At 54.5% G+C, this 18,455-nt stretch carries 10 protein-coding genes and 1 tRNA gene; 9 read left to right on the plus strand and 2 right to left on the minus strand.

What is annotated here, in order from left to right; translation table 11 throughout:
* The first annotated feature begins 58 nt into the window (after positions 1 to 58).
* The 8 genes from K227x_RS16775 (at position 59) to K227x_RS16810 (ending at position 13,545) form a co-directional block, all read left to right on the plus strand.
* The gene (locus K227x_RS16775; RefSeq protein ID WP_145171235.1) at positions 59 to 1,585 is read left to right on the plus strand and encodes a type I restriction-modification system subunit M; all 1,527 of its coding nucleotides are present in this window, start codon (positions 59 to 61) and stop codon (positions 1,583 to 1,585) included.
* Positions 1,575 to 2,798 carry a restriction endonuclease subunit S gene (locus tag K227x_RS16780; RefSeq protein WP_145171237.1) on the plus strand — a complete coding sequence of 408 codons (1,224 nt, stop codon included), beginning with the start codon at positions 1,575 to 1,577 and terminating at the stop codon, positions 2,796 to 2,798. Before K227x_RS16775 ends, K227x_RS16780 begins: the two co-directional genes overlap by 11 nt.
* Positions 2,798 to 3,883 carry a PDDEXK nuclease domain-containing protein gene (locus K227x_RS16785; RefSeq protein WP_145171239.1) on the plus strand — a complete coding sequence of 362 codons (1,086 nt, stop codon included), beginning with the start codon at positions 2,798 to 2,800 and terminating at the stop codon, positions 3,881 to 3,883. The genes K227x_RS16780 and K227x_RS16785 overlap by 1 nt, the downstream gene beginning before the upstream one ends.
* Positions 3,880 to 7,077 carry a type I restriction endonuclease subunit R gene (locus K227x_RS16790; protein WP_145171241.1) on the plus strand — a complete coding sequence of 1,066 codons (3,198 nt, stop codon included), beginning with the start codon at positions 3,880 to 3,882 and terminating at the stop codon, positions 7,075 to 7,077. The genes K227x_RS16785 and K227x_RS16790 overlap by 4 nt, the downstream gene beginning before the upstream one ends.
* Positions 7,077 to 7,826, plus strand: a complete 750-nt coding sequence (locus tag K227x_RS16795) for a M48 family metallopeptidase (protein ID WP_218933313.1) — start codon at positions 7,077 to 7,079, stop codon at positions 7,824 to 7,826. The genes K227x_RS16790 and K227x_RS16795 overlap by 1 nt, the downstream gene beginning before the upstream one ends.
* A gap of 61 nt (positions 7,827 to 7,887) precedes the next feature.
* Complete coding sequence (locus K227x_RS16800) at positions 7,888 to 9,606, plus strand: hypothetical protein (RefSeq protein ID WP_218933314.1); 1,719 nt, start codon at positions 7,888 to 7,890, stop codon at positions 9,604 to 9,606.
* 31 nt (positions 9,607 to 9,637) lie between these two features.
* Positions 9,638 to 13,069 carry an SMEK domain-containing protein gene (locus K227x_RS16805; protein ID WP_145171247.1) on the plus strand — a complete coding sequence of 1,144 codons (3,432 nt, stop codon included), beginning with the start codon at positions 9,638 to 9,640 and terminating at the stop codon, positions 13,067 to 13,069.
* 86 nt (positions 13,070 to 13,155) lie between these two features.
* A complete protein-coding gene (locus K227x_RS16810; protein ID WP_145171248.1) occupies positions 13,156 to 13,545 on the plus strand; it encodes a DoxX family protein in 390 nt (129 codons plus the stop codon).
* Positions 13,546 to 13,950: 405 nt separating this feature from the next.
* Here the strand turns inward: K227x_RS16810 and K227x_RS16815 are convergent.
* Positions 13,951 to 14,024: transfer RNA gene (locus K227x_RS16815), tRNA-Met, on the minus strand.
* Positions 14,025 to 14,344: 320 nt separating this feature from the next.
* On the opposite strand from K227x_RS16815, the gene K227x_RS16820 reads away from it, so the two are divergent.
* Complete coding sequence (locus tag K227x_RS16820) at positions 14,345 to 16,297, plus strand: prenyltransferase/squalene oxidase repeat-containing protein (protein WP_246145862.1); 1,953 nt, start codon at positions 14,345 to 14,347, stop codon at positions 16,295 to 16,297.
* 208 nt (positions 16,298 to 16,505) lie between these two features.
* Here the strand turns inward: K227x_RS16820 and K227x_RS16825 are convergent, their stop codons facing one another.
* Complete coding sequence (locus K227x_RS16825; protein ID WP_145171250.1) at positions 16,506 to 18,341, minus strand: apolipoprotein N-acyltransferase; 1,836 nt, start codon at positions 18,339 to 18,341, stop codon at positions 16,506 to 16,508.
* Between the last annotated feature and the right edge of the window lie 114 nt (positions 18,342 to 18,455).

Raw genomic sequence — 18,455 nt, forward strand, 5'->3', positions numbered from 1 at the left:
CCCAAACCGAAACCAACAATCAATAAACGCTGAGAAAAATCGGAAGACATACAACACCATGAGCAACGAATTCACTCAAGACGAAATCAACTCGATCGTTTGGAAGGCTTGCGATTCGTTTCGCGGGGCCGTCGATCCGTCGGAATACAAGAACTACATCCTGACGATGTTGTTCCTGAAGTACCTGACCGACCTGTGGAAAGACAAACGTGACGAATACACCAAGAAGTACAAGGGTGATAAAAAGCGGATCGAGCGGGCACTGGCTCGTGAGCGGTTTGCGCTACCGCCGAAGTGTGACTTTGACACGCTGTACGAGAACCGCGAAGCGGCTGATATCGGTGACCGGATCAATAAAGCGCTGCAGAAGATCGAAGATGCCAACAAGGCGAAGCTCGAGAACGTTTTCCGAAACATCGACTTCAACTCTGAAGCGGCATTGGGGCAGACGAAGGATCGCAATCGGCGGTTGAAGAATCTGTTGGAGGATTTCTACGGCAGCGACACGCGGCCGTTGGATCTGCGACCGTCGCATCTGAGCAACCGTGACGTGATCGGGGATTGTTACGAGTACCTGATTGAAAAATTTGCGGCGGGAGCTGGGAAGAAGGCTGGCGAGTTTTACACGCCCAAAGAAGTGTCGATGCTGCTGGCTAAGTTGGTCGATCCGCAGCCCGGTGACACAATTTGCGATCCGGCGTGTGGCAGCGGCTCGTTGTTGATTCGCACGGCGAAAGAAATTCAGGAACCCGACGGTTCGCCGAGTCGCAATTTTTCATTGTTCGGGCAAGAGTCCAACGGCAGCACTTGGGCATTGTCGCGGATGAACATGTTCTTGCACGAAATGGACAGTGCGCGGATCGAGTGGTGCGACACGATCACGAACCCGCGGTTGGTCGAAGATGACCAGTTGATGAAGTTCAACGTCGTGGTCGCCAATCCGCCATTCTCGCTGGACAAGTGGGGAGCCGAGACGGCGGACACGGACCAGTACAAACGGTTCTGGCGAGGCATTCCGCCCAAGAGCAAGGGCGACTTCGCGTTCATCACGCACATGATCGAAACGGCGCTAGCTGGTGAAGGTCGCGTGGGCGTGATCGTGCCGCATGGGGTGTTGTTTCGTGGCGGCAGCGAGGGATTGATTCGGCAGAAGCTGGTCGATGAAAACTTGCTTGATGTTGTTGTCGGCTTGCCGGCCGGCTTGTTCTTCGGCACCGGTATCCCGGCTGCGATTCTGGTGTTCCGCAAGGACAAGAAAAAACGCAACGTGATGTTTATCGACGCCAGTCGCGAATTCATTGACGCCAAGGCACGTTCATACTTGGGCGAAGATCACATTGACAAGATTGTGAAGACGTACAAGAAGCGAAAGAATGTCGACAAGTACGCCTGTGTCGCCGACATTGCTGAGATCGAAGAAAACGATTTCAACCTGAACATCCCCCGCTACGTCGACACGTTTGAGGAAGAAGAAGATGTCGACGTACGAGCGGTACAGAAAGAGATTGATGGGTTGGAGAAGGAGTTGGCTGCAGTGCAGAAGGAGATGGCTGGGTATTTGAAGGAGCTGGGATATGGATCATAGAGATTGGAAGTCTCTTACGCTGTCGCAGTTAAGCGAGAAGAGAATCTCCTACGGAATCGTGCAAACCGGCGAAGCTCAGAAAAACGGGGTGAAGTGTCTCCGTGTCGTCGACATAACAAAGCCTCGCATCCAGCTTGACCAATTGATTACCACATCTCAAGAAATCAATCAGTCATATAAACGCACGATTCTTGAGAAAGACGAGTTGGTTTTAGCTTTACGAGGAGAAATTGGTAAAGCAATTCTTGTTTGTGACGAACTCGTTGGTTGCAATCTCACAAGAGGATTGGCCCGCATTTCACCCAACGGCAATGTCACGCCCGCGTTTCTCTTTCAGGTCATGCAGTCTGCGGAGACTCTGCGTCGCCTTGAGCGACGCACAAACGGCTCAGCATTAAAGGAGATTTCAATAGGTGAGCTTCGTCGGATAGCGTTACGTATCCCACCACTTCCTGAACAGCAAAAGATCGCAGCCATTCTTATGTCTTGGGATCGAGCAATTGAATTGACAGAGGAGTTGATTGCCACCAAGCAGAAACGCAAACAATCCGTTATTCAATCGCAAATAACCAAACCGTTGCTTGCACTTAGTGTCGGCAGTGCGAGCCCCGGTTGGAACTTATCGAAACTCGGCAGATTTATCAGGAAGAGAAGCGAGAAAAGTAGCGACCTTAAGGCATTTCCGCTTCATAGTTTTACCATCGAAAATGGCGTTACCGAAAAGACGGAGCGGTACGAACGCTCGTTTCTTTTGAAGGACAGCGACAACAACAAGTACGCAATTGTCCATTTCGGGGATTTCGTAATCAATCCGATGAACCTTCGTTTCGGTGCTATCGGACGGTCTCGATTGCGATCAAGCGTGAGCGTCTCGGCGTACTACGACGTGTTTTCCGTCATCGGTAATGACTGCGACTCCAGCTTTCTTGAATACTTACTGAAGAGCCCCCGACTCATGCACATGTACGAAAGGTATGCGACAGGATCACTTATCGAAAAGAGACGAGTTCATTTCTCGGAGTTTGTCAAAATCCCCATCGCGTTGCCTCCTTTAAGGGAACAGAAACGCATCGCGACGATACTGAACGCGATGAACTGGGAAATTGAGTTACTTGTGAAAAAACTCGCGCTGCTCAAACAGCAAAAGAAGGGCCTGATGCAGCAACTGCTGACCGGCAAGACTCGCGTCAAACTTCCCAAGGGGGCTGCGTGATGGCCAAGAAGAAAAGTGGTGTCGCCGTTCCCGATGATTACGCGGAAGTCTTTGAGGCACTCAAAGCACGAGTGCGGCAATCGCAAACGAAGGCGATGCTGTCGGTCAACCGCGAACTGATCCAGCTCTACTGGGACATAGGACGCCAAATCGCTCAGCGACAGCAGAACGTTGGCTGGGGACGAAGTGTTGTCGATCGGCTATCGAAGGACTTGCGTTCCGCCTTCCCAGACGTGAGCGGGTTTTCGTCTCGGAATATCTGGCGGATGCGAGCTTTTTTCCAAGCTTATTCGCCCGCAAGTGAGAATCTGCCACAGGCTGTGGCAGAATTGGAGACGCTAAAACTGCCACCGGCTGTGGCAGAAATCCCGTGGTCCCATAACACCCTGCTCATCGAAAAGGTCAAAGATCCTGTAGAGCGTCACTGGTATGCCGCGAAAACTCTCGAGCACGGTTGGAGCCGAGCCGTTCTGACGGTGCAGATTGAAAGCGGTTTGTACCAGCGTCAAGGCAAGGCAATCACCAACTTCGTCGCGACCCTGCCTCCGCCGCAGTCGGATCTGGCTCAAGAGTCACTGAAAGATCCGTACCTGTTCGACTTCCTGACGCTCCATGAGGATGCGGTCGAGCGGGATCTCGAACAGGGGCTTACCGACCATGTCCAACGGTTCCTGCTGGAGCTGGGTGCCGGGTTCGCATTTGTCGGGCGGCAAGTGCCGATCTCCGTTGGCGACGAAGACGACTTTCTAGATTTGCTGTTTTACCATCTGAAGCTGCGATGCTTCGTCGTCATTGACTTGAAGATGAAGAAGTTCACGCCAGCCGATGCGGGGCAGATGAACTACTATCTTTCCGCCGTCGATGACCTGATGCGGCACCCGAACGACGAGCCAACCATCGGTCTGATCCTTTGCAAATCAAAGGAACGCATCAAAGCCGAATATGCTCTGCGCGATATCAACAAACCAATTGGCGTCGCCGAATGGCAAACGCAATTAGTGGAATCGTTGCCGGAGCCACTCAAAGGGAGTTTGCCGAGTATCGAGGAGATTGAAGCGGAATTTGAATCGGAGGACTCGCCATGAGCGATGCACTGCCTTCGTTCAAGGAAGATCACATCTCGCAGATTCCGGCGTTGCAGTTGCTGCAACAGCTTGGATGGAAATACTTGTCGCCCGAGGAAGCCGTGGCGGCGCGTGGCGGCAAGCTGTCGAGTGCATTGCTTGACACCGTACTGGTGGACCAACTGAAGAAACTGAACCGGATCGAGTTTAAGGGCGAAACGCATCCATTCAGTGAAACAAATATTCACTCGGCGATCCTGGCGCTGAAGGATGTTGTCTACGACGGTTTGGTCCGGACGAACGAGAAGATTTATGACTTGCTGGTGCTGGGCAAGAGTCTGCCACAGACCATTGCGGGGGACACAAAGAGCTTTCCGCTCAGCTACATCGACTGGAATCCAGAGACGTGGCTCAAGAACAACATCTTTCACGTAACCGAAGAATTTGTGGTCGAGCGAACGGCCAGCCACGAAACTCGCCGGCCCGACATCGTTTTGTTTGTAAATGGCATCCCGCTGTGCGTGATCGAATGCAAACGCCCAGACAAAGATGATTCGTTGACCGAGGCGGTCTCGCAGCATCTTCGCAATCAACGCGATGATGAAATCCCGCATTTGTTCTTGTTCACCCAGCTTTTGCTCGGTGTCTCGAAAAACGGTGCGAGCTATGGGACGACAGGGACGCCGGCGAAATTCTGGTCGGTGTGGAAAGAGAACGTCGACAAACCGTTGGCGAAGATCATGTCAAAGCCGCCCAAGAAGATGGCGGACACGCGTTGGCTGATGGATCGGTTCACCTATGTCAGCGAAGAACAGGCTGCCTACTTCACCGGCCCACGTGCGATCACGGACCAGGACCGTGCCTTGTATTGCCTGTGCCGCCCCGAACGACTTCTGGACTTGGCGTACTCGTTCACCGTCTTTGACGCCGGCGAAAAGAAGGTCGCCCGATATCAGCAATACTTCACCGTGAAGAACACGCTCGGTCGGATCGAACAGCGGGACGACAACGGTGCTCGCAAGGGCGGCGTCGTCTGGCACACTCAGGGGTCGGGCAAGTCGCTGACGATGGTGATGCTGGCGAAAGAGATCGCTCGATTGCGGTTGCCTCAGTACAAGATCGTGTTGGTCACGGATCGCGTCGATCTGGACGACCAGATTTACAAGACGTTTACTCACTGTGACATGCAGCCGCAACAGGCCGCCAGCGGCAAAGACTTGGCTTCGCTGATGCAGGGTTCGGTTGGCCGGGTGATCACGACGGTGATCGACAAATTCGATAACGCGGTGAGCCGTGGCAAACTGCGAAATGAAAGCGACAACATCTTTGTGTTGGTCGACGAGAGCCACCGCGGGCAGTACAAGACGATGCACGCCAAGATGCGAAAAGCGATGCCGCGTGGTTGCTTCATAGGCTTCACTGGAACGCCCGTTCGTAAGAAGGAAAAGGACACGATCAATAAGTTTGGCGGCTTGATTCAGCCGACATACTCAATCCGTGACGCGGTCGAAGACAAAGCCGTTGTGCCACTGTTGTACGAGGCTCGCGATGTAGAGCAACGTGTCGACCGCGAAACGATTGACCGCTGGTTCGAGATCATCACGACGAACCTGTCGAAAGAACAGAAGGCGGACTTAAAGAAGAAGTTTTCGACGACGGACCAGTTGAACAAGGCGGAGCAGAAGGTTCGAGAGATCGCACTCGATATCAGCATGCACTACCGCGACAACTGGCAAGGCACCAAGTACAAGGCCCAGCTTGTCACACAGGACAAGAAGACGGCATTGATGTACCAGCGGTTCTTGGAAGAGTTCGGTATGGTTTCGGCAGAGGTGCTGATATCGGGGCCGGATGACCGTGAGGGTAACGAAGAGGTCGAAATCGACGAAGACGATCTGCCAGAGATCCAGAAGTTCTGGCGGAAGATGATGAACAAGCACGGCAGCGAGGACCAGTACAACAAGAACGTCATCAACGGTTTCAAGGCCGGCGACGACCCTGAGATCATCATCGTGGTCGACAAGTTGCTGACAGGGTTTGACGCGCCGCGAAACACGGTGCTCTACCTGACTCGGTCGCTGAAGGATCACACGTTGTTGCAAGCGATCGCACGCGTGAACCGTTTATGTGAGGGGAAAGACTTCGGATACATCATCGACTACCGCGGCGTGCTGTCGAATTTGCAGAAAGCCTTTGAGTTCTATCGCGAGTTGGAAGAGGCCGACCAGGAGGAACTCGAAGCGGCGATGACCAATGTGGCCGTCGAGATCGAGAAGCTGCCTCGCCGGCACACGGAACTGCTCAACCTGTTCCAGGACATCACCAACAAGCAGGACGAGGAACTGTACGAGCGGAAGCTGGCCGACCAGGAGTTGCGAGACCAGTTCTATGACGCGCTGCGTGATTTTGCCCGTTCGCTGTCGATGGCACTCGGTTCCCTAGCGTTCATGGAGGAAACACCGGACGCCAAGGTCGACCGTTATCGCAAAGACCTGAAGTTTTTCATGAACCTGCGATCTTCGGTTCGGCACCGATACGCCGAAGTCGTCGACTTTAAGGAGTACGAGGAGAAGATTCAAAAGCTGATCGACACCCACGTCGCGACCGGTGAAGTGAAAAAGATGACGTCGCTGGTCAACATCTTCGATCGGGAAGCGTTCGAGAAAGAGTTGGAGCAACTGGAAGGCAAGAGTGCCGGATCGAAAGCAGACACGATCGCGCACCGGACCAAACGTACGATCAATGAACGGATGGATGACGACCCCGCATTCTATGCCAAGTTCTCGAAGATGCTCGAAGATGCGATCGCAGCTTTCCAGCAGAAACGGCTCGCCGACATCGAGTACTTGAACCAAGTCCAAGACATCGCCGAGAAGATCCGTACCCGCAGCGGCGACAACTTGCCAAGCGAATTGCGAGGGCACGAGGTCGCCGGCGCGTTGTACGGCGTGGTGAAAGAGGTTTTTCAGTCGCACTCGGGCGGCGATCTCGATTTGCCAACCATCGGCGCGGCGGCAGCGTTGCGGATCGACGACATCGTCAAGACTCATCGCATTGTGAACTGGACGAACAATCCCGACGTGCAAAACCAGATGCAAACCGCGATCGAGGATTACCTCCATGAACTTGAGGGCACAGGGCTGGACCTATCGTTCGACGAGATCGACATGATCTTGGAGAAATGCCTCGACATTGCACGTCGGAGGTACGCCTGATGTCGGTGGTAACCACAATCGAGAATGGACAGCCCGATGGTGGTTACTTATTGAAGTACGGCCGGCTCGACATTCCGTTCAAGATCGAATTCCAGCCACGATCGCAATTGACGATTCATGTCCATCCTGAAATGCGGCTGGAGGTCTTGGCTCCTGAGCATCGGTCTCGAGAAGCGGTCCTGAATCGAGTCGAAGCGAAGTCCGCATGGATCGCGAAGCAGTGGAGATACTTCGAGCGTTACCAACCCACTCAACCTGCCCGCGAATACAACAGCGGAGAAACACACCGCTACCTCGGTCGTCAATATCGCCTAAGAGTCACGAAGTCATCAGAGCACTCGGCTAAATTATCCGGCAAGTTCCTGCACGTCGGACAATCTGACACCTCCGATCACGACGCGACGAAAAAGCTCGTCATCGACTGGTATCGCCAGCATGCCGACGCCACGTTCGCGCGACGACTGGCGTTGTGCCTACCAAAGTGCAGATCACTCAAACTGAAATCACCGCCGAAAATATCCATTCGCCAGATGACACGGCGCTGGGGCAGTTGCACGAAGGCTGGCAACATCACGCTCAACCTCGACCTGATCCGCGTGCCAATCCACTGCATCGACTACGTCATCATCCACGAACTATGCCACCTAAAAATCCACGACCACAGCCCAAAGTTCTACCGAACACTGACCCGCATCCTCCCCGACTGGGAAACGCGGAAAGAGCGTTTGGAGTCGCAGGATTGGTCGTAGATGTCATCGATAGGGTGAGAATTTAAACTGAGCAAAAACTCTTATGAATAGAAGTGCTTCTTTGACTGATGAAATCCCGAGTCCGAAGTTCGCAAAACCACGAATGATGTTGATCGATATCGATGAGCGCACCGATCAGTGTTTGCGTGCTGAAGGTTTCAACGTGACGACGGCGACCTTGGGAGCGCCCCGTCGTGTGGAACGGTCAGACAACTTGTACCCAGTCGATCACTCGTGGGCGGATTTAAGTGGTCATGAGGAGCAGGAAATCCTGATGATAAACACGGCACTGCCGGATAGCATCGAAAGTGGTTTTATCAAGGTAGCAGATGGTGTCGAGATGCTTTGGCAGACTGCTGAGCAAGGCGAAATCGACGCTCGCCCGCTGGTGTCCTACGGCATCAGTGAAACGTTCGATACGATCATGGAGCACGGTGGCTTGGCCGTCGTGTTCTTAGGATCACGATACGAAAGAACCTATCTCCAGGGTTCAATGTTTTCAAACATCAATTTTCGTGACACGAACAAGTTTGAGTTTTCTAGCTGGAGTTTTTCAAGCCACTTAGAGAGATTTGGGAATCAGAGAGCGAACGGGAGCGAAATTCATTTTCTCAACGAAGGAAATGCGCTGTCGCGACTCCTGCGAAAGGGGGCAGAAGGCTCCCGGTATCAGACCCGTATTTCCCCGAACTACGACCAGCGAGATCACTTTCTGCCGCTCGCGAAGGACAAGTATGACAACACAGTTGCTGGGCTTCTTATTCGCAACGACCCGATGGTAGCGATGTTATTATTGCCTCAGATGCCGGACTTTCATGTAATTGCGGCAGATTTCATTCGCGATTGGTGCGCCCAATGGCGTCCACATCTCTTTCCCTTCCATGACAAACAGGCGTGGTTGCATTCTGACCGTTACGAGCTGGCAAGCATCAACCAAAAGAAGGCTCGAATAGCAATCGTACGTAAGGAAGCTGACGCCGAGATTGAGAAACTGCACTCTGAAATCGAAGCTGATCGGAAAGCAAACGCAGACTGGTATGTTCTTCTCAACGGAACCGGCGACGAATTGGTGGAGGCAGTGATGAACACGCTGCGGCAGCTTGGCTTTCAAGACGTCGTCGACATGGATGAGCAGGCACGACAGGACGGAACAGAAAAGAATCTCCGTGAGGACGTGCAAGTCCGAGATCGGGATCCGATCTTGGTTGTTGATATTAAGGGAATTGTTGGGACACCGGCCGATGACGAGTCAACGCAGGCTCAGAAGCATGCAACGATGCGCACGCGAGAGCTGAATCAATTTGTTAAGCCGCTGACAATCATCAATCACCAACGCAACTTGCCACCGCATGAACGCAGCCCAGAACCCTATCGCCCAGAAATTGTCCAAAACGCTGATGACATTGGATTGGGCCTGATGACGACATGGGATTTGTTCTTGCTTCGGCGCAACCAGGAACGTCTAGGATGGACAAGCGAGCACGTTTTGCCAATTTTCTATCGAGACGGCCGTATCAATCCAATTCCTGAACACTATGAAGAAATCGGCGTGCTTGCTCACGTTTGGAAAAAAGCGTTTGGGATTGTTCCAAGTCGTGCATTCCCAAAGGGCAGTAGGCTTGCAGTACTAGTAGGCGACCTGTTCCACGAATTGCCGGTCAGCGAAATCAAATGTGATGGCGTCTCTTTGGAAATCGCACCGCAAGGAGGCAATTGCGGAATTGCCTGCAATGACACAAGCCAATTCCGCGAAAAGATGCGAGTTTTTGTCGTGAGTTGACGTAGTCAGTTACCCTTTTGGAGTACGGAAATTGGGGCTCAAGCAGACCGATCTAATCAACGAAGCAGAGGCATACTTGACCAGTCTCGCGGCCCATGTCGAGGCCCAAGTGGCAATCAAGCATCAGGATGTCTTGATAGGCATGGAACCGTTCTTTTGCGAGCTTCTAAACATGGTCTTTGGTTGGTCGTTGAAGAATGACAACCTGTCTGTTGGCCCGCAGCAGGATTCATTCGACCTTTCGGACCGTTTGGCTCGCATAGCGGTTCAAGTGACGAATACAACGACTGCGGACAAGATTCGTGGCACGTTGCAATCCTTCATAGGAACCCATGACTCCAAGTTTGATCGTTTGCTTTTTGTTTACCCAGTCACGAGAGCACCCGCATCCCGCGCGAACTTTGACCGCGATCGAGGCCAGTTCGACTTTGACGCTAAGCGTGACCGCTACGACTTCCAGTATATTCTTTTAACTGCCCGTTCGCTGCCGCTAGATCAGTTGATGCAAGTCGTTCGCTTCTTGCGGGAGTCTGCATCGACCACACTCGAAAAGACTATTGAGTCGACTTCTGGTGGGGACTCAGGTCTGGTAGTAACACCACGTTCAGTTCGTGGTTCAGTTTGCAAAACACTATTCGGTCGAGATGAAGTTGTCGCAGAACTTCTGGCGGCGGAGGGTGATCGGCTCGTGGTTGGGCAGCCAGGTACAGGCAAAACATCGGTTCTGTCGACCGCGGTTAATAAGACCCGTGGATATTTTTTGAAGAGTTTCGACGAGAGTGCTCTGACGGCGCAACTGCGTGCAGAGAAGCCTGAGATGATCGCGGTAGAGGATGCACATTTGTATTTGGACCGAGTGACGGCACTTCAGGCAATTCGCCAGGAGCACTCGCTGAAATTTCGTATTGTTGCTGATTGCTGGCCAACCCATCGAGACGCATTGGTCGTTTTGATGGGGTTGCCGGTAGCCTCAGTGATCGAGCTGCAACCGATCTCGAATCGATTGATCATCGCGATGGCGAAGGAGGTAGGCATCGGCGGCCCCGATCGTTTCTTTCACCATTTGGTTCGACAATCAATGGGTTATCCTGGCCGGGCAGCAATGCTGCTGCGATGCTGTCACGAAGGCGACCAGGAAGATATTCAAGAGTTCTTTACGGGTGACTCCATTGCACGCTGGACAAGAAGTCTCGTCGAGCAATCGTCCGATGCAGAGGCGATGGATGTTCTGTCATGCCTCGCTCTCGGACGCGATACGGGGATTGAATTGTCTCGAATTGCGAACTATCTCGACCTTCCGCTTTCCAAGGTCCAACGTATCGTCAGTGAGTTTGCTATTGGCGGTTTAGTTGAAGAAAACGGACCAGGGTTTTTAATCGTTTTCCCCGCAGCAATTCGCCCAGCGTTGATTCGAGACTTTTTCTTCGGTAATGTCCGACGAGACCTGCGACCGTTCGCCTCGGATTGGCGGTTGACTGGCGTAATTGCAATGGCAGCTGTAGATGCGTACTGCGTTGGAGCTAGGATACCCGTTAGCGAACTCTTCCGAATGACGCAAGCTGCTGACAGTTTTGAAGCGTGGGAACGACTTGCTGCCGCAGAGGACACCATTGCCGACCAGGTATTGGACGAAAAGCCCGAGCTGTTTGATGGCCTTGTACATGTCTTTATTCGACGCACGCCCGAAAGAACAATTTGCCGACTGATCGAGACAAAACCGGAGGTCCGGGATCGCTTCAATCGCCAGCCCGATCGCGATGTTCAGACTGTCGAGGACTGGGTGAAGCGGGGATATCCGACCAAGGCTGCGATTCCGAGACGTCGTATTGTATTGGATGCAATCGCAAATCAACTTTCGGAGGGAGTCCCAGCAGAGCAGGCCTTTCGTTTTCTGGGTTGTGTATTCGCACCAGAATACAAGTCTGTCGATCAGTCACCTGAGAACTTCGACACTTTTATTTGGCGAAGTGGCTTGTTGGCACCGGAGGATCTTCAGCAATTGCGAGAGCTTTGGAACGAAGCCCACGACCTGCTCAAACGGTACACACCAATCGACTGGTCGTTGGCTGTGGATGCGATGAGACATTGGCTTTGGCCAGCGGTCAGTGGCACAGTGAACGACGATCAGCGTGAACAACTTCGCCTTGCGGCGACTGAAACTCTTGATCCACTCTGCAAGCTTTTTGCAAATAGCCCCGCTGCCGTATCTGAGCTTCGTCGTTTAGCTGAATATCATCGCATCAAGCTGTCTCAACCTGTACCAGCAGAATACGCAACTCTCTTTCCCAAGGAGTCGGTTCGTGGCAGGACAATCGAAGGCCACACGAAATTCGAAAAACAGTGCTACCAGCGTGCGGTGAAACTGGCCAACCGCTGGGCATCAAGGCCTGCTTCGGATGTGCTTTCGCAGCTCAGGTCATTCAATGAGGACGCAAATCGAACTGGCCATGCGTATCCGAACTACAGCGATGTTGTGTGCAGGACGATTTCTCAGAAGCTGGAACACCAGTCTACTTGGATCAGCGAAGCGATCAGGCTCGAAGTTCCTTGCCATATTTTGCTGCCTTTTCTCCAAACCGCGTGCAAGCGACAAGAGAGTGGATTTGAGTCGATTCTCGACGGATGCCTGAAAAACGCAATATACCGGCCGGCAGCGATCACTCTACTCTTGTGCGTTGACCCGATGCCTGGAGACTTGGTCAAAGAAGCTATTTCCGCAAGCGGTCCGTACGCCCAAATGATTTACGTTGCTGCTTTACGCGACGAAATCGCTTCGCAACACTACAGCCCGCTTCTTTCGCATAGCGATAGCAAATTGCGAGCGAAGGTTGCTGAGGGATTGTGGGGACAGAATAAAACAGTTCCTGCAGACCAAGAAGTTCGAGACAAATGGCGCAAGGCGATTGCTCAGGACTGTCGGCGGGAACATTGCGTTGCAGAAATCTTTTCCGCGGATATAGAAGTCTGTGAGCAATGGATTCGATATTGGTCCCAGGGAATGTCGCCGATAGAACGCGTCGACTTCGATGAAGAGACCGTCGCGGCAGCGTGTGCCGAACTTTCGAGGGAAGCGAGAAAAGCACTCTTGGCGGATCTGCATCGTGATTCACCTATTCGAGATGAGCTTATTCGTAACCTTGTTTCCGACGATCCAGATACATTTCGTCAATTGATTAGGCAAGAATCGCTTGCTAAATATCGCCTATCCCCATTGCGACGTTTGCCAGATTCGGCTTGGGTTCGCTTGGTCAAAGTTGCGATCAGTGAAGGGATCTCCGAAGAGAAGATTGCAAATTCATCCGGCATGGGGTGGAACACGGACTTCAACACCGTAGAGGATCGGTACCGCGCTGAAATTCTCGCATGGGATCAGGTAATTGAAAAAGAAAAGGGGGCAATCAGTCGCATCGCACGTCGCCGTCGTGCCACTAGAATGGAATCGCTGGAAGACTTGGAAGACTAAATGAATTGCATTCGCGTTTTCCAGAGCTTTGGGCAACCTGCATGGCCAAACCCTGTCGCAGATTCAAACGCTCATTTGTGACAGCTATGAATACGGAAGAAAATCGTTCCTTCCTGCGATCAGGTTGCATCGCGTTACTCGCCCTCTCGTTCATCGCCGCCGGCGTCAATCATTTCGTGTCGCCGGGCGTGTACTTGAAGATCATGCCGGACTATTTGCCTTGGCCGTTGGCCTTGGTTTACGTCTCGGGGTTCTTTGAGGTGCTTGGTGGGGTTGGCTTGGCGATCCCACGACTGCGGCGAGCGGCGGGGTGGGGATTGATCGCGCTGCTTGTTGCCGTCTTCCCAGCGAACGTGGACATGCTGATGAACGCGGACCAGTTCCCGGCGATCCCAGTTTGGGCGCTGGTTGCTCGGTTGCCGCTGCAAGGCGTGCTGATCGCCTGGGTTTGGTGGGCGGCAGTGAAATCGCGATGATGTTCGCGTCACCCAGCTATTCTCAGTGTCTCTAAATCAGATGACCCGGCAAACGGTGTTTGGGCTCTGTTTCGGTGGGTCGCTACGAAGTGGGTGACGGGAAACATCGCGATTTGCAGAGTCAAACGCGGTTCTCAACTGGATCGAAAGGGAGGTCGCTACGGCTCCTAACCCAAACCGGCTAAGACACAGAGAACGTAAGAATTCTGGCCCAGAAACCGAAATCCGGCCGCGAGTGCCGGCCAGACCGTTCTCAGGATTCTGAGACGACAGAGAAACCACCGCCACGAACATCGACGCAAGTGGTTGCGGGATAACGGGATAAAACGAAAAAAGCCGACGTGGAGCACACGTCGGCTTTTCGTTTACCGTTGGGTCGGAAAGTGTTCCAACCTTTCAGAGAAGTTGCGGGAGCCGGATTCGAACCGACGACCTCGAGGTTATGAGCCTCGCGAGCTACCGGGCTGCTCCATCCCGCGGTGAAGTTTGTCGTGACTGCCCTGGGGACTGTCTCGACACACGCTTTATCGGATAATCATCTCGGCTTGTCAACGGGCTCTGAGAAGTTCGCGACGGCTTTGTAAATCGACGGTCGGAAAATCGTTTTCATTGGGATATTCGTGCGTTCTGGTGGCAAACGGGGTAGCTAGTTCGCATTCGTGCCGCACTGGCCTTATCCTTTACCTAGCTGAAATTCGAAATGATTCTCTGGGTCCCTCGTTGCTGGCGTTCGATTCGTATTTCATCACAGGCGCCCGAGCGTCTCTTTTCTTTCCATTGATTTTGATAGTTCGCCACGATGTCCCATGCCGACGTTCATCGCGATTCAAACTCGAACCATACCCTCGGTGCGTCGTCGTTGCCTGATCCCGCTATCCCCCGGAACGGCGAGACCGATCCGCCGGCGATCGTTCCCCCCACACCCACACAGCCTCCCACCGCCAATGCGGCTGCGGGCCAGCCACCGGTCGACGCCGCACCGCTTGTGCCACCGGCCAACCGAGGACCTGTCGCACCTCCGCCCACATCCCCTTCACCGGCCCCCCCACCCGCTTCGATTCCACCCGCTGCCATTCCACCCGCAGTGGCCGCTCCACAGCGTCCTCCGGTGGCGTCATCACCGCCGCCCGCCGCGACCGGCCGCGGCTCGGTCGTCCCCCCGCCTCCACCACCTCGCGCCACCTTGCCGCCGGTTCGACCACCGGCTGACCCGAAAGTCGGAACCGGTGTCGGCTCAGCACGTGGTGTCCGATGGCGTGGCGAGATCGATTCGATCGGGAAACCTGCGGCGCAACCTACGGCGAAAACCACTGCCGGTCCCGTGCCCGCAGGCGATCCTGCTGCGGCCGCCAACGGAGACGCGGAATCACTGACCGATCCCGGCGAAGACCGAGTCCGGTTTGTGATTCCGCCCTGGTTGGTCAGCCTAGTGGTGCACCTGATCTTTCTGCTGATTTTGGCACTGATCACGACACCGGCCGGTTCTGGCATCGGTCGCCTGATTTTGACGATCGGTACGGGCCAGTCCGAGCCATCGGTCGAATTGACCGAGTTCGAAATCGCAACGGACGATTCGTTGGTGGAGTCCGAAGCGATGATGGATTCCGAGATCGAAACCGAAATCGACTTGGACCTGAAGAACGTGTTCGAGATCGCGGACACATCGATGGTTCCCGAGCTGACTCAGGTCGACTTTGGCGAAGGCAGTTCGGAAATCTCGCCACCCATGTTCAGTGGACGCACCGGTGCGATGAAGCAATCGTTGCTGGCGATGTACGGTGGAACCGCCGAGACACAAGACGCAGTCAAACGGGGACTGCAATGGCTGAAACGAAACCAGCGTCCTCAGGGCGGTTGGAGTTTGCGGGGCCCGTATCGTGACGGCAACCACAGCGAGAACGAAGCGTCGGCCACTGCGATGGCCATGCTTGCCTTCCTCGGCGACGGACATACCCATCAAAGCGGTGACTACACCGATGAGATGGAAAAGGCGGTGAAGCGTCTGGTGTCGCTGCAGGATCGCCGCGGGTTCATGGCCAAAGACGCTCGAAGTCACGAACAAATGTACGCACAAGCACAGGCCACGATCGCATTGTGCGAGATGTACGGGATGACCAGAGATTCTTGGCTGAGACCGCGAGCCGAGCTGGCCGTTGCTTTTGCCGAAAGCGCCCAATCAGCCCAGGGAGGGTGGCGTTACAACCCGAACGAGGATTCAGACACGTCGGTCACCGGATGGTTCCTGCTGGCACTGAAAAGTGCACAGAGCGCCGGCTTGGAAGTGAGTGATTCGAAGCTTCGTGCAGTGGGAGAGTACCTGGATACCGCACAAGCCTATGAAGGAGCGGCCTATTCGTACCAGCCGCGTGGGCAGCCCACGCCAGCGATGACCGCCGAAGGTCTGCTGTGCCGACAATACCTTGGTTGGAACCGCGATGATCTGCCAATGGTCCGCGGGGTCGAGGCGTTGTCTATCGACTTCCCCTTCGATACCAACGACCAAGACGTTTACTATTGGTACTACGCCACCCAAGTCCTGCACCACTTTGGCGGGTCGCCTTGGCGTGAATGGAACGAGGTGATGCGGACCGAGCTACCGAAGATGCAGTCGAAGAGCGGCCGGGAAGATGGCAGCTGGGCTCCTCAAGGCGACGCCTACGGTTCCTACGGACGGCTGTATACCACTTGCCTGTCGCTCTACTGCCTGGAGGTTTATTACCGGCACCTGCCGCTCTATCAATCGACGGAGTAGGTGGGGGCTGGGTTGGGGGTGAGGCTGGGTTGAGTTGGGGACCGGTTTAAGGACTGGTTCGAGTTCGAGTTCGAGTTCAAGTTCGAGTTCGAGTTCGAGTTCGAGCTCGAGTTCAAGTTCGAGTTCGAGTTCGAGCAGGAGCTTTGGGGGCGGGGTTTCAACCTTCTTGGGATTGAATTTGGGCAGTGGGGAACTCTGGCAACTCCCATTACTTTTGCTTGGGCTTTCGCCGGATGGTAGTTGCTGCGGTCAGCAGGACGCAGATCCATGCTGGGATTGCACCGATCTGGACATAAACGCTGCTGCGGTTATCTCGACGCGGGGTGGCGATCAACGTTTCGTTCGCGCCGATGGGCAGTCGCTTGACGATCGAACCGTTGGAGTCGATCCACGCTGTCGGACCGTTGTTCGCAGCCGATACGATCGGACGACGGCAGGCCACGGCAACCAATTGCGCACACCGCAGGTGATGTTCGATGACGGATGAATCGTCGAACCAGCCATCGTTGGTCACGGTTGCGATCACGTCGGGCATCGTTCCCTCGGCCGCCAATTCTCGCAACTGGTTAACGGCGACTCGCTCGACGGCCGTTTCGATACAGATATTCGGAGCCACGATGGTGTCACCGATCTGCATCGCTTTTCCACCCGCGCCGGTTCGCAGTCCCATCCCGGGCGGAATCAAGGAACGAAGCCCGGGGATCCAGGGCGCGATGGGAACGTATTCGCCAAACATCACCAGATGATTCTTGCCGTACCAGTCCACCACCTTTCCATCGCTGTCGATATGGACAACCGCGCTGTACGATCCAACGGAATCGTCATACTCGACAACTCCACAACCCGCCAAGATCGCTGGCGGCGAAAGCGCGACGACCGAGCGAGAATCTTCCGCGTCGCCGACCTTTGGTTCATCGCCGGCTGGTTCAATCTGATTGGTAGTGGCAGGTTCATCGGACGCCGCGTTCGCCGCGTTCGCCGCGTCCGCCGCGTTTGGTGGTCCGCTGGGCTGATTCGTCGGAGTCGACATCCACTGCAGTTGTTGAGCACGCTGTTGAAAGTAATCGATACGATCGTCGACCGTGCGGCGAAACAGGCTGGGGTCTTGCCGGGCTTCGGGATAGATATCGTAAAACTGTTCTGGCACCTTTGCGTCATCGGCCATGATCATCCATGGCGACGCTCCCGAAAACATTGACTCGGGCCACAGCACGATATCGATCGGGCGACTTGAACTCTGCACCGCCGCGACGGATTGTCGGGCATAGTTCTGGAAAATTTCGATCTCGCGATCAGCCGACTGTTCATACACGACTGCTTCGTCGCGTTGCAAAAGTGCGAACGTGGCAAGTGGATCGCCCGTCGGCGTCTGGCGGCGAACCACCCCATAACCGATCGTGCCGATCAATGCCGACAAGGATATCGCGATCGCCAACGAAGCCGACTGCTGGTGTTCCTGGCCACGGAACCGCAGCCACATCATCGCCATGGATACGTTCACACAAACGATGACCATGCCAACGAGGTAGGTACCGCCGAGATCGGCAATCTGGATCATCAACGGGACGTTTGCGACGGCATGTCCCAACATGGCGACCGAGATTCCGGTCAGCAAATAGTTCCGCACGCACTCCGTCGCCACCCACACGACAGGAACGACCACGGCGATTGGCAGCGATCGCCCCCCAAGGCGGGTGCGAAGCGATCGGCGTGATAGACCGACAAACGCGACATGATAGATCCCCAAGTATCCGGCCAGGGCGACCCAACAGATGTACATTGCGGGGTGTGCGTGTCGCAGCCCCTGCAGAACAAACAACCAGTACAGCGTCGATGCGGCCCAGATCGCGAGGTAGCCTGTGCGCGTGATCGCTGATGGCTGGGCAATCAGCGTTAACCAAGGCACCAACGCAACCATCGCCAGCGGCCACCATCCCAGGGGCGGGCCAGAGAGCCACAGCAGGAAGACCGAAGCCAGGGCGGCAGCGGCCGCGCTGCGGGGGGAGATCGGTTTCGCGGTTTTCAAATTGTTGGTTTCGTCCATCTGCGGATCGTACCAAAGTGACTACGCAGTCCGAAGATCGCTTTACCGCTGCAAATCCGTCTTGCTCGCATCGCGCTTCCCATCGCGATGCGACCGACGTTTGGTTTAGAATGG

Origin of the sequence: Rubripirellula lacrimiformis, from assembly GCF_007741535.1 — a bacterium.
In the GTDB taxonomy this organism is placed as follows: Bacteria; Planctomycetota; Planctomycetia; order Pirellulales; family Pirellulaceae; genus Rubripirellula; species Rubripirellula lacrimiformis.

Excerpts from the sequence above, each read along its gene's own strand:
- K227x_RS16795 (WP_218933313.1), top strand. The coding sequence starts at position 7,077 with ATGTCGGTGGTAACCACAATCGAGAATGGACAGCCCGATGGTGGTTAC.
- K227x_RS16775 (WP_145171235.1), top strand. The coding sequence starts at position 59 with ATGAGCAACGAATTCACTCAAGACGAAATCAACTCGATCGTTTGGAAG.
- K227x_RS16825 (WP_145171250.1), bottom strand. The coding sequence starts at position 18,341 with ATGGACGAAACCAACAATTTGAAAACCGCGAAACCGATCTCCCCCCGC.
- K227x_RS16810 (WP_145171248.1), top strand. The coding sequence starts at position 13,156 with ATGAATACGGAAGAAAATCGTTCCTTCCTGCGATCAGGTTGCATCGCG.
- K227x_RS16790 (WP_145171241.1), top strand. The coding sequence starts at position 3,880 with ATGAGCGATGCACTGCCTTCGTTCAAGGAAGATCACATCTCGCAGATT.
- K227x_RS16785 (WP_145171239.1), top strand. The coding sequence starts at position 2,798 with ATGGCCAAGAAGAAAAGTGGTGTCGCCGTTCCCGATGATTACGCGGAA.
- K227x_RS16820 (WP_246145862.1), top strand. The coding sequence starts at position 14,345 with ATGTCCCATGCCGACGTTCATCGCGATTCAAACTCGAACCATACCCTC.
- K227x_RS16780 (WP_145171237.1), top strand. The coding sequence starts at position 1,575 with ATGGATCATAGAGATTGGAAGTCTCTTACGCTGTCGCAGTTAAGCGAG.